This window comes from Citrobacter sp. Ca225, from assembly GCF_030337175.1.
GTDB classification, from domain to species: Bacteria; Pseudomonadota; Gammaproteobacteria; order Enterobacterales; family Enterobacteriaceae; genus Citrobacter_A; species Citrobacter_A amalonaticus.
The window spans coordinates 121,446-134,575 of record NZ_JAOWCD010000103.1; the positions used below are offsets into that span (position 1 = coordinate 121,446).

At 55.2% G+C, this 13,130-nt stretch carries 15 protein-coding genes and 1 CRISPR repeat array; of the genes, 1 reads left to right on the forward strand and 14 read right to left on the reverse strand.

Features of this window, described 5'->3' with window-relative positions:
* Window positions 1-4 precede the first annotated feature (4 nt).
* From pcm to cysD, 10 genes are all read right to left on the reverse strand, one after another.
* Window positions 5-631 carry a protein-L-isoaspartate O-methyltransferase gene (pcm, locus tag OGW13_RS24445; protein ID WP_042999543.1) on the reverse strand — a complete coding sequence of 209 codons (627 nt, stop codon included), beginning with the start codon at window positions 629-631 and terminating at the stop codon, window positions 5-7.
* On the reverse strand, window positions 625-1,386 hold the full coding sequence (gene surE / locus OGW13_RS24450) for a 5'/3'-nucleotidase SurE (RefSeq protein WP_042999542.1): 762 nt from the start codon (window positions 1,384-1,386) through the stop codon (window positions 625-627). The genes pcm and surE overlap by 7 nt, the downstream gene beginning before the upstream one ends.
* Entirely contained in the window at window positions 1,367-2,416 is a 1,050-nt protein-coding gene (gene truD, locus OGW13_RS24455) for a tRNA pseudouridine(13) synthase TruD (protein WP_044268948.1), read from the reverse strand. The genes surE and truD overlap by 20 nt, the downstream gene beginning before the upstream one ends.
* Window positions 2,413-2,892, reverse strand: coding sequence for a 2-C-methyl-D-erythritol 2,4-cyclodiphosphate synthase (gene ispF / locus OGW13_RS24460; protein WP_042999540.1), 480 nt, complete (start codon window positions 2,890-2,892; stop codon window positions 2,413-2,415). The genes truD and ispF overlap by 4 nt, the downstream gene beginning before the upstream one ends.
* Entirely contained in the window at window positions 2,892-3,602 is a 711-nt protein-coding gene (gene ispD, locus OGW13_RS24465) for a 2-C-methyl-D-erythritol 4-phosphate cytidylyltransferase (protein WP_044255010.1), read from the reverse strand. Before ispD ends, ispF begins: the two co-directional genes overlap by 1 nt.
* Before the next feature lie 18 nt (window positions 3,603-3,620).
* Window positions 3,621-3,932: a cell division protein FtsB gene (gene ftsB / locus OGW13_RS24470; protein WP_042288707.1), complete on the reverse strand. Its 312-nt coding sequence runs from the start codon at window positions 3,930-3,932 to the stop codon at window positions 3,621-3,623.
* Window positions 3,933-4,115: 183 nt separating this feature from the next.
* Complete coding sequence (locus OGW13_RS24475) at window positions 4,116-4,439, reverse strand: DUF3561 family protein (protein ID WP_042999538.1); 324 nt, start codon at window positions 4,437-4,439, stop codon at window positions 4,116-4,118.
* A gap of 46 nt (window positions 4,440-4,485) precedes the next feature.
* Complete coding sequence (gene cysC, locus OGW13_RS24480; RefSeq protein ID WP_058587028.1) at window positions 4,486-5,091, reverse strand: adenylyl-sulfate kinase; 606 nt, start codon at window positions 5,089-5,091, stop codon at window positions 4,486-4,488.
* Window positions 5,091-6,518 (reverse strand): sulfate adenylyltransferase subunit CysN, encoded by a 1,428-nt coding sequence (gene cysN / locus OGW13_RS24485; protein WP_042999536.1) that lies wholly within the window; start codon window positions 6,516-6,518, stop codon window positions 5,091-5,093. The genes cysC and cysN overlap by 1 nt, the downstream gene beginning before the upstream one ends.
* A gap of 9 nt (window positions 6,519-6,527) precedes the next feature.
* Window positions 6,528-7,436: a sulfate adenylyltransferase subunit CysD gene (gene cysD, locus OGW13_RS24490; protein WP_042322572.1), complete on the reverse strand. Its 909-nt coding sequence runs from the start codon at window positions 7,434-7,436 to the stop codon at window positions 6,528-6,530.
* Between the two features lie 273 nt (window positions 7,437-7,709).
* On the opposite strand from cysD, the gene OGW13_RS24495 reads away from it, so the two are divergent.
* Window positions 7,710-8,747 carry an aminopeptidase gene (locus OGW13_RS24495; RefSeq protein WP_287116584.1) on the forward strand — a complete coding sequence of 346 codons (1,038 nt, stop codon included), beginning with the start codon at window positions 7,710-7,712 and terminating at the stop codon, window positions 8,745-8,747.
* Between the two features lie 139 nt (window positions 8,748-8,886).
* Window positions 8,887-10,442: direct repeats of the CRISPR family, unit length 29 nt; unit sequence CGGTTTATCCCCGCTGGCGCGGGGAACAC.
* Between the two features lie 104 nt (window positions 10,443-10,546).
* Here the strand turns inward: OGW13_RS24495 and cas2e are convergent.
* Genes cas2e through cas5e form a run of 4 tightly spaced genes read right to left on the reverse strand, consistent with a single transcriptional unit; the run spans window position 10,547 to window position 13,126 of the window.
* Complete coding sequence (gene cas2e, locus OGW13_RS24500) at window positions 10,547-10,831, reverse strand: type I-E CRISPR-associated endoribonuclease Cas2e (RefSeq protein WP_287116585.1); 285 nt, start codon at window positions 10,829-10,831, stop codon at window positions 10,547-10,549.
* Complete coding sequence (gene cas1e / locus OGW13_RS24505; protein WP_287116586.1) at window positions 10,828-11,751, reverse strand: type I-E CRISPR-associated endonuclease Cas1e; 924 nt, start codon at window positions 11,749-11,751, stop codon at window positions 10,828-10,830. The genes cas2e and cas1e overlap by 4 nt, the downstream gene beginning before the upstream one ends.
* Window positions 11,748-12,398, reverse strand: coding sequence for a type I-E CRISPR-associated protein Cas6/Cse3/CasE (gene cas6e, locus OGW13_RS24510; protein ID WP_287116587.1), 651 nt, complete (start codon window positions 12,396-12,398; stop codon window positions 11,748-11,750). Before cas6e ends, cas1e begins: the two co-directional genes overlap by 4 nt.
* Complete coding sequence (gene cas5e, locus OGW13_RS24515) at window positions 12,380-13,126, reverse strand: type I-E CRISPR-associated protein Cas5/CasD (protein ID WP_287116588.1); 747 nt, start codon at window positions 13,124-13,126, stop codon at window positions 12,380-12,382. The genes cas6e and cas5e overlap by 19 nt, the downstream gene beginning before the upstream one ends.
* Window positions 13,127-13,130: the final 4 nt, after the last annotated feature.

A 13,130-nucleotide genomic window follows, 5' to 3' on the forward strand; every position in this document is an offset into this window, starting at 1 on the left:
CTTTTTACGCGAGTTCCCCTTTAACTAAGGGAACAAAACGTACCGCCTCCACGGTGTCGATAATAAATTCGCCGCCCCGACGACGCACCCGTTTCAGAAACTGATGCTCGTCACCCACGGGCAAGACGAGAATGCCACCTTCATCCAGTTGCGTCATCAACGCGGTCGGGATTTCCGGCGGTGCTGCCGTCACAATAATAGCGTCAAATGGCGCGCGTGCCTGCCAGCCTTGCCAACCATCACCGTGACGAGTTGAAACATTGTGTAAATCGAGTTGTTTCAGACGGCGACGCGCCTGCCATTGCAAACTTTTAATACGTTCGACGGAACAAACCTGCTGTACCAGGTGCGCCAGTATCGCCGTCTGATACCCGGAACCCGTGCCAATTTCCAGCACACGCGACTGCGGCGTCAGTTCGAGGAGTTCGGTCATTCGCGCCACCATGTACGGCTGCGAAATCGTCTGCCCCTGACCTATCGGCAACGCGATATTGTCCCAGGCTTTATGTTCAAACGCTTCATCAATAAATTTCTCACGCGGCACCGCGGCCAGGGCATTAAGCACCTGCTCATCGCGAATCCCCTGTGCGCGCAGTTGATCAAGAAGCGTTTGTACGCGTCTGCTTACCATTGCGTGCCAACTCCCACGCTCTCTAACCAGTCGGAAACCACATCATGCGCGCTGTGCGCGGTTAAATCTACATGCAACGGCGTAATGGACACGTAACCGTCGTCCACTGCCGCAAAATCGGTATCAGGCCCGGCGTCGCATTTGTCGCCCGGTGGGCCAATCCAGTACAGCGTGTTGCCGCGCGGATCTTCCTGCGGGATCACTTTGTCTGCGGGATGACGACTGCCGCAACGCGTCACGCGAATGCCTTTGATCTGCTCCAACGGTAAATCGGGCACGTTGATATTGAGGATCCGCCCGGTACGCAGCGGTTCACGCCGCAGGGCGCGTAAGATCCGACAGGTGATGGCCGCTGCGGTCTCATAATGCTGGTGCCCGTCTAACGACACGGCAAGCGCCGGAAAGCCAAGATGTCGCCCTTCCATTGCCGCCGCGACGGTGCCGGAATAGATAACGTCATCCCCCAGGTTGGGGCCGGCATTAATTCCCGAGACCACGATGTCCGGACGCGGGCGCATGAGTGCATTGACGCCCAAGTATACGCAGTCAGTGGGTGTGCCCATCTGCACGGCGATATCGCCGTTCTCGAAAGTAAACGTCCGGAGAGAGGATTCAAGCGTCAGCGAATTTGACGCACCACTGCGGTTCCGATCCGGGGCGACGACCTGTACATCAGCAAACTCCCGCAGGGCTTTCGCCAGCGTTTGTATACCGGGCGCGTGGACCCCATCATCGTTACTCAGCAATATGCGCATAATCACCCATTGTGTTGATCAGTTCCCTCACAACGCTGGTGGCGAAGCTCCCCGCCGGCAGCCAAAAACGTAACTCGACGGTGACATCATCCCACCAGTTCCAGCTTAATTGCTGCGGATAGAGCAGCATCGCTCTTCGCGACGCCTCAACTTTTTCACGCAGCAGCAGCGACTGCAACGCGGTCTCCTCGGCAATCGCGGACTGTTCGAACGCCAGCGCATCCCGCTGGGTTCCCCACTCGCCGCTGCCGGGAAGCGAAGCCGTCACCATCAGTTCTTTTTCATCGACACGATGCTGTAATTCCGCCCGTTCTTCTTGCGTGGCGACAAACCAGCTTCCGCGTCCCGCTAATTGTAGCGCATCGCCGTCAACAACTTGATTAAAGTCTGTTTTTTTCAGACGCTCGCTGACAATTTGATTAAACAACGCACTGCGGGCCGCCGACAACCAAAAACTGCGTTTATTGCGATCCCTGACCGGTGCATCGCTTTGCGCCCAGCGCAGCGCACCTTGCAGATTGCTGCCGCCGATACCAAAACGCTGAGCGCCGAAATAGTTCGGTACGCCGCCAGCGTTTATCGCTTGCAGACGGGATTCCACTTCATCACGATGACTGATTTCCCGTAGCACCAGCGTGAACGCATTGCCTTTCAGCGCGCCTAAACGTAGCTTGCGTTTGTGACGCGCATATTCCAGCACCTTGCAACCTTCAAGCTGGAAAGCGCTCAGGTCGGGCATCTCTTTGCCTGGTACGCGCGCGCACAGCCACTGTTCGGTGACCGCATGCTTATCCTTTTGCCCGGCAAAACTCACTTCACGGGCATGAATTTTCAGAAACTTCGCCAGCGCGTCAGCCACAAAACGGGTGTTGCAGCCGTTTTTAAGAATACGCACCAGAATGTGTTCACCTTCGCCATCGGGTTCGAAACCTAAATCTTCGACCACCACAAAATCTTCCGGACTGGCTTTCAGCAGACCGAAGCCTTGCGGCTTACCGTGGAGATACGTGAGATTTTCAAACTCTGTCATTTCGCGGCCTTAATGAGTAACGCCACCGCTTCGCAGGCAATCCCTTCCCCACGCCCGGTAAAACCGAGTTTTTCCGTGGTGGTGGCCTTCACGTTCACATCATCCATGTGACAACCGAGGTCTTCAGCAATAAACACACGCATTTGCGGGATGTGCGGCAGCATCTTCGGCGCCTGAGCAATAATGGTCACATCGACGTTGCCCAGGGTGTAACCTTTTGCCTGGATCCGACGCCAGGCTTCACGCAACAGCTCACGGCTGTCTGCGCCTTTAAACGCCGGATCGGTATCCGGAAACAGCTTGCCAATGTCACCCAGTGCCGCCGCGCCAAGCAGCGCGTCGGTGAGCGCATGCAGCGCAACATCGCCATCAGAATGCGCCAGCAGCCCCTTTTCATAGGGAATACGCACACCACCAACGATAATGGGGCCTTCCCCGCCAAAGGCGTGTACGTCAAAACCGTGTCCGATTCGCATTATGCTTTCTCCTGGTGAATTATTTGGGTCAGGTAAAATTCAGCCAGCGCTAAATCTTCCGGACGGGTTACTTTGATATTATCAGCCCGTCCTTCAACAAGCTGTGGATGGAAGCCACAATATTCCAGCGCCGAGGCTTCATCGGTGATCGTCGCCCCTTCATTCAGTGCGCGTGTCAGGCAGTCATGCAGCAGCTCGCGAGGGAAAAATTGCGGCGTCAGCGCGTGCCATAAATCGTTACGTTCGACCGTATGGGCGATGGCGGTTTTGCCCGGCTCTGCGCGTTTCATCGTGTCGCGCACCGGTGCGGCAAGGATCCCGCCAGTGCGACTGGTTTCGCTAAGCGCCAGCAGACGTGCTAAATCATTCTGATGTAAGCAGGGACGCGCCGCATCATGCACCAGCACCCATTCGGCGTCTCCGGCGGCCTGCAATCCGGCCAGCACAGAGTCTGCACGTTCATTTCCCCCGTCCACGACGGTAATTTGCGGATGCTGCGCCAGAGGGAGCTGGGCAAAGCGGCTGTCGCCAGGGCTTATCGCGATGATCACGCGGGTCACCCGGGGATGCGCCAGCAGCGCAAAGACCGAGTGTTCGAGAATGGTTTTATTGCCGATCGAGAGATATTGCTTCGGACATTCCGTTTGCATACGGCGGCCAAATCCGGCCGCCGGCACCACGGCGCAAACATCCAATAAAGTGGCTGCCATGTGATTTCCTGGGCTGGTTTAACGAGTATTTTGCCCCGCAGTTTGCGCGCGTTTAGACGCGTCGGGCACCAGGCGATAAAACGTTTCGCCCGGCTTAGTCATGCTGAGTTCGTTGCGTGCACGCTCCTCAATAGCCTCCTGACCGCCATTGAGATCGTCAATTTCGGCAAACAACTGATCGTTACGTGCTTTAAGTTTGGCGTTCGTCGCCTGCTGCGCCGCCACGTCATCATTGACGCGACTGTAATCATGTATGCCGTTCTTACCGAACCACAGTGAATACTGTAGCCAGACCAGTAAAGCCAGCAACAGCAGCGTTAGTTTACCCATCCTGCCCCCTGAAAAACGGCATCATCCTCCCATACTTCCGCAAACGACACGACGTTTGCAGACGGGAAAGCCGCAACAACGCGGGCAAATGTACCACAATTGCCCTTTATAACGTATACCCAGAACCCTGAGAACATCATCTCATTGTTAGTTACGGTTTGAATTATGGACAGCCGTCGCGCTTTAGCCCAGCAACCACATAAACAGTGCGCCGAACATTGCGCAAACGGTCAGCAGCGTTGCAACAATGCTGTAGCGCAATTTGCCGTTGAGCAGGGAATGCAGCGCGATACCCACAACCACCGCAACGGGCATCAACGCCAGGAAGAAAGGCCAGGTGTAGATAAAGAAAAACAACGTGTTAGGGCCATACACCAGAAAGGGGATCCCCAACGCCAGCAGCCATGACGCGAAACCCACCACCGCGCCCGGTAGCGACCAGGTGGTTTCGTCATCTGTAGCAAACGCGTCTGTCGTTGTGAGTGTGATGTTCTGGCTATTGCGCATAGTGAATCCTGTAACCTTGACTGACCGTACACAGCGGTCAGGTGTCTCAGGATCTGATAATATCGCTCTGTCTGAGCAGGTCTAATAATTGGGCGACCAAATTTGTTACTAATTGTTCGCCATTGAGATGAACCTCTGGCGATTCAGGCGCTTCGTAAACGGAATCAATTCCGGTGAAGTTGCGCAATTCGCCAGCCCGCGCTTTTTTGTATAATCCTTTTGGATCGCGGACTTCACAGATTTCCAGTGGCGTATCCACGAACACTTCAATAAAGCGCCCCTCACCGACGCGTTCGCGCACCATTTGCCGCTCTGCACGGTGCGGAGAAATAAACGCCGTCAGTACCACCAATCCCGCATCCACCATCAGGTTTGCGACTTCGCCCACGCGACGGATGTTCTCTTTTCGGTCGGCATCACTGAACCCCAGATCGCTGCACAGGCCGTGGCGAACGTTATCGCCATCCAGCAAATAGGTACTGACGCCCAGTTGATGCAGCGCCTCTTCGAGCGCCCCGGCGACGGTCGACTTACCGGACCCGGACAGCCCGGTAAACCACAGCACAACACCACGATGACCGTGGTGTTGCTCACGCTGTTGCGGCGTGACGGGATGAGCATGCCAGACGACGTTTTCGTCATGCAGCGCCATTATTTTCCTCCCAGTAGATCGCGAGCACCCCAGTGCGGGAAGTGACGACGTACCAGCGCATTCAGTTCCAGCTCAAAGGCGCTGAATTCTGATGGCGTAGCGGTCTCCTGCACAATCGGTTCGCGGACCATACCGGCACCGACGGTGACATTGCTCAGACGATCGATAAAGATCAGCCCGCCGGTCACCGGGTTTTGCTGATAGGTATCCAGCACCAGCGGCTCATCAAAGGTCAGATTCACCAGGCCAATACCGTTCAGCGGCAGAGTGTCTACCTCACGCTGCGTCAGATTGTTGATATCTACCTGATACTGAACATGATCAACGCGCGCACGGGTCTTTTTACCAGCGATTTTGATTTCGTAGCTCTGCCCCGGTGCCAGTGGCTGTTCCGCCATCCAGACCACGTCAACGGCGGCGCTCTGTACGGCAGGTAAACTCTCCTCCGCCGCCAGCAGCAGATCGCCACGGCTGATATCAATCTCGTCTTTCAGGACGAGGGTAATGGCTTCTCCGGCAAAGGCTTCGTCCAGATCGCCATCAAAGGTGACGATCCGCGCCACGCTGGATTCCACACCGGACGGCAGCACCTTCACGCGCTGCCCTACCTTTACGCGCCCGGAAGCCAGCGTGCCGGAATAACCGCGGAAATCGAGGTTTGGACGGTTTACGTACTGCACCGGGAAGCGCATTGGCTGACTGTCGACCACGCGCTGGATCTCAACTGTCTCCAGCACTTCAAGTAAGGTCGGGCCGCTGTACCATGGCATGCTGACGCTCTGGGAGGCGACGTTGTCACCCTCCAGCGCGGAGAGCGGGACAAAGCGGATATCCAGATTCCCCGGCAACTGTTCGGCAAAGGTCAGATAATCTTCACGAATACGCGCAAAGGTTTCTTCGCTGTAATCGACCAGATCCATTTTGTTGATCGCCACCACCAGGTGTTTGATCCCCAGCAGTGTTGAAATAAAGCTGTGACGACGGGTCTGATCCAGCACGCCTTTACGGGCGTCGATCAGCAGGATCGCCAGATCGCAGGTAGACGCGCCGGTCGCCATATTGCGGGTATATTGCTCATGCCCAGGGGTATCGGCAATGATAAATTTGCGCTTCTCAGTGGAGAAATAACGATACGCCACGTCGATGGTAATCCCCTGCTCACGCTCGGCCTGCAGCCCATCCACCAGCAACGCCAGATCCAGTTTTTCACCCTGCGTACCGTGACGTTTGCTGTCGTTATGCAACGATGAAAGCTGATCCTCATAAATCTGCCGCGTGTCGTGCAACAGGCGACCGATCAGGGTGCTTTTGCCGTCATCCACGCTACCGCAGGTTAAAAAGCGCAGCAGACTTTTATGTTGTTGGGCAACCATCCAGGCTTCGACGCCGCCTTCATTAGCGATTTGTTGGGCAAGTGTGGTGTTCATGGCGGCTCCTTAGAAATACCCCTGACGTTTCTTCAGCTCCATAGAGCCCGCCTGGTCGCGGTCAATCACGCGGCCCTGACGTTCACTGGTGGTCGAGACCAGCATCTCTTCAATAATTTCCGGCAGCGTTTGTGCGTTTGACTCGACGGCGCCGGTCAGCGGCCAGCAGCCGAGAGTACGGAAACGCACCATCCGTTTTTTGATCATTTCGCCAGGCTGGAGGTCGATGCGATCGTCATCAATCATCATCAACATGCCGTCGCGCTCCAGCACCGGGCGCTCCGCCGCCAGATACAGCGGGACGATCTCGATGTTTTCCAGCCAGATGTACTGCCAGATATCCTGTTCCGTCCAGTTGGACAGCGGGAAGACGCGAATACTTTCGCCTTTGTTAATCTGCCCGTTGTAGTTGTGCCACAGTTCAGGACGCTGGTTTTTCGGGTCCCAGCGATGAAAGCGGTCGCGGAAGGAGTAAATGCGCTCTTTCGCCCGCGATTTTTCTTCATCGCGGCGCGCACCGCCAAAGGCGGCATCAAAACCGTATTTGTTCAGCGCCTGCTTCAACCCTTCGGTTTTCATAATGTCAGTGTGTTTGGCGCTGCCGTGGACAAAGGGATTGATACCCATCGCCACACCTTCCGGATTTTTATGTACCAGCAGCTCGCAGCCGTACGCTTTGGCAGTACGATCGCGGAATTCATACATCTCGCGGAACTTCCAGCCGGTATCGACATGCAGCAGCGGGAACGGCAGCGATCCCGGGTAGAACGCCTTACGGGCAAGATGCAGCATGACGCTGGAATCTTTACCGATGGAGTACAGCATTACCGGGTTCGAAAATTCTGCTGCCACCTCGCGAATGATGTGGATGCTTTCGGCCTCCAGCTGTCGCAGGTGGGTGAGTCGTTTTTGGTCCATAACCGTTCCTTTACAATACCGCGAATGTCGAGCGCGTCAGATAACCCGACTATAGGGAGCGCAAGAGAACGAATGAAATTACGAATTGGAATGAGTAGTTCCTCAAAGGAATAACGATCTGGCAAAGCAAATATCAAAAAGTGCTTAACCCACCGGAATTCGGGCATTTAAGAGCAAATGAAATTGTTTTAGCGAAGTCACCGTTTCATACTAGATGGGTTGAAATTTTTGCTTTGTATTCAGGGCTCCCCCGCTGGCTATTAAGGATTCACTATGTTTTCCGCAACGCGCCGTCTTTCCGCCCTCCTGGCGCTCGGCGTATGCTTTATTATCCCCGCTCAGGCGTCATCGCCAAAACCGGGCGAATTTGCAACAACGCAGACCCGTCATATTGCGACCGTTTTCCCGGGAAGGATGACCGGCTCGCCGGCAGAAATGTTATCTGCCGACTATTTACGCCAGCAGTTTGAGCAGATGGGCTATCGCAGTGATATCCGCACGTTCAACAGTCGCTATATTTATACCGCCAAAAATAACCGCAAAAACTGGCATAACGTCACCGGCAGTACCGTTATTGCCGCCCACGAAGGCAAAGCCCCGCAGCAGATTATTATCATGGCGCACCTGGATACCTACGCGCCGCAAAGTGATGCCGACACTGACGCGAATCTTGGCGGGCTCACTCTGCAAGGGGTGGATGACAACGCCGCTGGTCTGGGCGTTATGCTCGAACTGGCAGAACGCCTGAAAGATGTGCCGACGGAATACGGTATTCGCTTTATTGCCACCAGCGGCGAGGAAGAGGGAAAACTGGGGGCTGAAAACCTGCTGAAGCGAATGAGCGCGGCGGAGAAGAAAAACACGCTGCTGGTGATTAATCTCGATAACCTGATCGTCGGCGACAAACTGTATTTTAATAGCGGGCAGAGCACGCCGGAAGCGGTGCGTAAATTAACCCGCGACCGGGCATTAGCGATTGCGCGTCATCATGGCATTACCGCCACCACTAATCCAGGCCTGAATAAGGACTATCCCAAAGGCACCGGTTGCTGCAATGACGCAGAGGTTTTCGATAAAGCGGGAATTTCGGTGCTATCCGTTGAGGCAACGAACTGGAATCTTGGCAAGAAAGATGGTTACCAACAGCGCGCCAAAACCGCCTCTTTCCCGACAGGAAATAGCTGGCACGATGTACGTCTGGATAATCAACAATACATTGATAAAGCCCTGCCCGGACGCATTGAACATCGCAACCGCGACGTAATGCGCATTATGCTGCCGCTCGTAAAAGAATTAGCAAAAGCGAGCTAATCATAAGGCCGGATAAGGCAATGCCATTATCCGGCCATACTCTCAGACTGCCGGAATAACATGCAGACCCTGTTTATCTTGCTTTTCCCCGCGGGTGCGGGGAACACATCACAACCCGGAAGGCTGTAAAGCAGTTTTTCGGTTTATCCCCGCTCGCGCGGGGAACACGTCAGCGTGTCGAATCCTGTCCAGTTGTACGCCGGGTTATCCCCGCTCGCGCGGGGAACACAAGAAAAGCTGAACGCGACGCTAAAGAAGCGCGGTTTATCCCCGCTGGCGCGGGGAACACAAAAAAAGCTCTTCGCGGATTTTTTATTCTGCCGGTTTATCCCCGCTGGCGCGGGGAACACGTCCATTGGAGGAATGGCGGAAAATACACGCCCGGTTTATCCCCGCTGGCGCGGGGAACACGGTCGCCATGACTGGCGCTGTGCCGGATCATTTCGGTTTATCCCCGCTGGCGCGGGGAACACGACAATGAGGACAACACATGTACGAAACAATCCGGTTTATCCCCGCTGGCGCGGGGAACACTAGGCCGGGCAACCTCCCCGTCGGTTTCCGCCGCGGTTTATCCCCGCTGGCGCGGGGAACACCACGCCAAGTTGAGAACGGGCAAACTCAATCACGGTTTATCCCCGCTGGCGCGGGGAACACAACCCCTCCGATTCTTCGTTATATATTCCCAACGGTTTATCCCCGCTGGCGCGGGGAACACGCCCAGCGGGATACAGATGGCCCCATATTGTCCGGTTTATCCCCGCTGGCGCGGGGAACACCATCAGACGGCAGACTACGAAAGCGGTAGTGACGGTTTATCCCCGCTGGCGCGGGGAACACGTTGTAGCTGATAACGTGCCGGGTGATTAGAGCGGTTTATCCCCGCTGGCGCGGGGAACACGTTGTAGCTGATAACGTGCCGGGTGATTAGAGCGGTTTATCCCCGCTGGCGCGGGGAACACGAATCGCATCAGTGACACTTGACTTTTAAAACCGGTTTATCCCCGCTGGCGCGGGGAACATTTCGCGTAACATTCCCAGTATGAAAGCGTCGTCGGTTTATCCCCGCTGGCGCGGGGAACACATCTGCTGATTTCATTGCCAATTCAGCCGTGCCGGTTTATCCCCGCTGGCGCGGGGAACACAACGGTCAGTGTGACTATCTCTGTGGGCTGTCCGGTTTATCCCCGCTGGCGCGGGGAACACGATATCGCACTCGATTTCCGGCAACTCATCGCTGGTTTATCCCCGCTGGCGCGGGGAACACGCAATTGCGCGCCAGCATCTCCAACTCCTGAGCGGTTTATCCCCGCTGGCGCGGGGAACACATGGTCACTTCCGTGTCGCCGCTCGCCTGTGGCGGTTTATCCCCGCTGGCGCGGGGAACACAATACCGTCTGATTCGTAGTAGAGCGTTTGCACGGTTTATCCCCGCTGGCGCGGGGAACACAAAAAAGCCCGCGCATCGGCGGGCTGATTGTGAGGTTTATCCCCGCTGGCGCGGGGAACACCTGAATCCTGTACTGCCTGGTCGCTCTCTCTGCGGTTTATCCCCGCTGGCGCGGGGAACACGCGGATAATGTCTTCGTCATCATCCAGTACCGCCGGTTTATCCCCGCTGGCGCGGGGAACACCAGGCCGTCAGCAGCGGCATTAGCATGCTCAGCGGTTTATCCCCGCTGGCGCGGGGAACACACTAAAAATATATAATTGATTTTAAAAAGCTTTATTAGTCAGCCACAATCTACCAACATAAAATCAACATTCCATAATGTTAAAGAACTCGTAATCAATTGAATTTAAACAGGAAGAAATGAAACTAATCTAAGCCCGTCTAAATCCACCGGCATACGGCGATTTTCACCCCACGTCTGAAATTCAAAACCCGACTCGGTATTGGTTGCCCAGGCCATCACGACATTTCCACCGCCTCCTAATTGGATGACCTGATGCCATATCATCTCCCGGATGCGCTTCGACGCATCGCCGACATACACACCCGCTCGAATTTCCAGCATCCAGATGGCCAGGCGGCCCCGAAGGCGTGGGGGAACATTTTCGGTTACCACAACAACCATACTCATCCGCCGTGCCCTCGATGACCACTATCACCCAGCGTCTCCGGTTCGGGTATTGCAGGAGGAAGCATATCGGGAGCCGATTGGGGTGGTTCTATTTCTCCTGCTGACAATACCTCTTCAATCAGAGGGATAATTTTTCCGGTGAGTTTGTAACTACGAAAGATATCCCGACAGGCCAGCCTGACTTCACGATCGGGTTCAGCAGGATGGCGAGCCGCGATTTCAAACGCTTTTGGCACTACCGACTCAAATTTAATGATGTCAGCAATGTCATAGACAAACGAAAGCGGCTTGCCGCTATGAATAAACCCAATGGCCGGAGCATAGCCTGCGGCTAAAACGGCAGCTTCAGTAATCCCATACAGGCAGGATGTCGCCGTGCTAATACATTGATTGACACAATCGCCCTTTTCCCACTCTTTTGGATCATAGCGACGCCCGTTCCATTTCACGCCATATTGCTTTGCCAGTAACGTGTACGTCTGACGAACGCGTGAACCTTCAATCCCCCGCAATTGCTCAATGGAACGCCGCATCGGCGGCGGCTCCCGAAAGCGCAGTTCATACATCTTTCGCACCACTTTCAAACGCAAATCGTCATCCAGCGCCAGTTTCGCCTGATAAAGCAGTTTATCCGCTCGCGCACCGCCTGGTTGTCCCGACGAGTAGACGCGCACGCCCGCCTCTCCAACCCATACCAACAGCGTACCCACCGTTGACGCCAGTTTGACCGCCGCATGAGAAACGCGTGTTCCGGGCTCAAGCATAATGCAGGCGATGGAGCCGACCGGGATATGCGTCCGTATGCCGGTCTTATCAATCAACACAAACGCGCCATCAAGCACATCAATCTGCCCATACTGCAAGAAGATCATCGACGTCCGATCCTTTAAAGGGATCGGACTTAATGGAACGAAGGTCACACCCCCTCTCCAGGTTTTATCAGCATCAAACCACAGCCAAAAGCCCGGCTTTTGCCGTATCCCTGTGTCAGACGTTGTAGAAACAGACGCGGCTCGGTGATCTCCAGCCCTCCTGAATAATCCACGCTGCTAAAGTGAATTGGCTGTCGCGATTTCCCCCGTATCACCTGTTGCTGTCGGTACGCATCCACACGCACTTCCCGTAGCGAAAACCCATTAAGTTCCCCTTGTCTGGCCAGCCAGTTTTGTGCGGCCTGTTGTTGGTGACCCCAGATATCGCCTCCCTCGGGGCGATCCTTTATCTGCTGCTTTGCATCCATTAACAGATCATGGCGTTTTCCGGCTTTGCACACCGTAGGATTAGCGCGCAGGCTAAAGCATAATCGCTGCCCCGCGCTTAATTCCGGCGCAAACGGACGGCATTCAACCTGAGATAATTCGCTTGCCGCTGGCGGAGATAAAGACAGCACGTAAAAAAGAAATGCACCCTGTCGCTCTTCCCGACGATACAAATACTGCCGTTCTTGTTGTCCGGGGAATAATGCCCACAGCCACTGGTGCATGACATATTCTCCTCGTTCAACCATCTGGATCAGTTGCACAGGAGAAAGTTGCCCGGTAGGCAAGGTTATTCTTGAGAAGTACACATTTCCTCCTTGAGGGACAGTGGCCCTTGATTCAGCGTTCGCTCGCCAAATAACCATTGCTGCCGGCTCAGCGGGATATCCCGGCACCGCAGAATTTTGTTGGCAACCATCCCCTCATGCTCCCCTTCCCACCAGCATGTCGGTTGAAGTTTCGGCAGTGAAATGCGCAGCGCGCGAAAGCGCTCCTGATACTGACGCCAGGCCTCATTTAACACATCCCCGGCATTTCCCTGAAGAAGCAAAGGTGCCATCGGTAGCGCTAATGAATGACTTTTTCGCCCCAGGTACAGAGTAAAAACAGGCGATTTCAGCGCCATCTGTAGTTGCGCCAGAGAGTACGGGGCCTCAGGCGTTGCGGCCACCGCCACCATCCACCACGCATCGCTGTAATAGTCCCTGCGGGAGATCAAGGCACTGAGCAGTTCAGGGTGACGTAACTCATCACGACGGCTGAAATAACGGGCATTGCGCGCCTCTTTTGGCACTTGTACCGTATGGTAATCGCGCGCCCAGCGAGGGCATTCGCTGGCGCACAACAAAAATTCATAATGACGGTTAAAAGTCGTCAACCGGGGTTCATCATCACGATGAATACCGACTGCCGCTGCCAGCAATCCCAATAGCGCGGAACGGGTTGGCCACGCCTGAGTGTGGCGCACTTCGCCAGGCGCCTCCACTCCCCAGGACGCCATCGGGCCATGAAGCTGAAAAACCAGATATTGGCTCATTCCC

Bases quoted from the DNA above. Each gene is read 5' to 3' on its own strand.
- pcm (WP_042999543.1), bottom strand. From the start codon at position 631: ATGGTAAGCAGACGCGTACAAACGCTTCTTGATCAACTGCGCGCACAG.
- surE (WP_042999542.1), bottom strand. From the start codon at position 1,386: ATGCGCATATTGCTGAGTAACGATGATGGGGTCCACGCGCCCGGTATA.
- truD (WP_044268948.1), bottom strand. From the start codon at position 2,416: ATGACAGAGTTTGAAAATCTCACGTATCTCCACGGTAAGCCGCAAGGC.
- ispF (WP_042999540.1), bottom strand. From the start codon at position 2,892: ATGCGAATCGGACACGGTTTTGACGTACACGCCTTTGGCGGGGAAGGC.
- ispD (WP_044255010.1), bottom strand. From the start codon at position 3,602: ATGGCAGCCACTTTATTGGATGTTTGCGCCGTGGTGCCGGCGGCCGGA.
- ftsB (WP_042288707.1), bottom strand. From the start codon at position 3,932: ATGGGTAAACTAACGCTGCTGTTGCTGGCTTTACTGGTCTGGCTACAG.
- OGW13_RS24475 (WP_042999538.1), bottom strand. From the start codon at position 4,439: ATGCGCAATAGCCAGAACATCACACTCACAACGACAGACGCGTTTGCT.
- cysC (WP_058587028.1), bottom strand. From the start codon at position 5,091: ATGGCGCTGCATGACGAAAACGTCGTCTGGCATGCTCATCCCGTCACG.
- cysN (WP_042999536.1), bottom strand. From the start codon at position 6,518: ATGAACACCACACTTGCCCAACAAATCGCTAATGAAGGCGGCGTCGAA.
- cysD (WP_042322572.1), bottom strand. From the start codon at position 7,436: ATGGACCAAAAACGACTCACCCACCTGCGACAGCTGGAGGCCGAAAGC.
- OGW13_RS24495 (WP_287116584.1), top strand. From the start codon at position 7,710: ATGTTTTCCGCAACGCGCCGTCTTTCCGCCCTCCTGGCGCTCGGCGTA.
- cas2e (WP_287116585.1), bottom strand. From the start codon at position 10,831: ATGAGTATGGTTGTTGTGGTAACCGAAAATGTTCCCCCACGCCTTCGG.
- cas5e (WP_287116588.1), bottom strand. From the start codon at position 13,126: ATGAGCCAATATCTGGTTTTTCAGCTTCATGGCCCGATGGCGTCCTGG.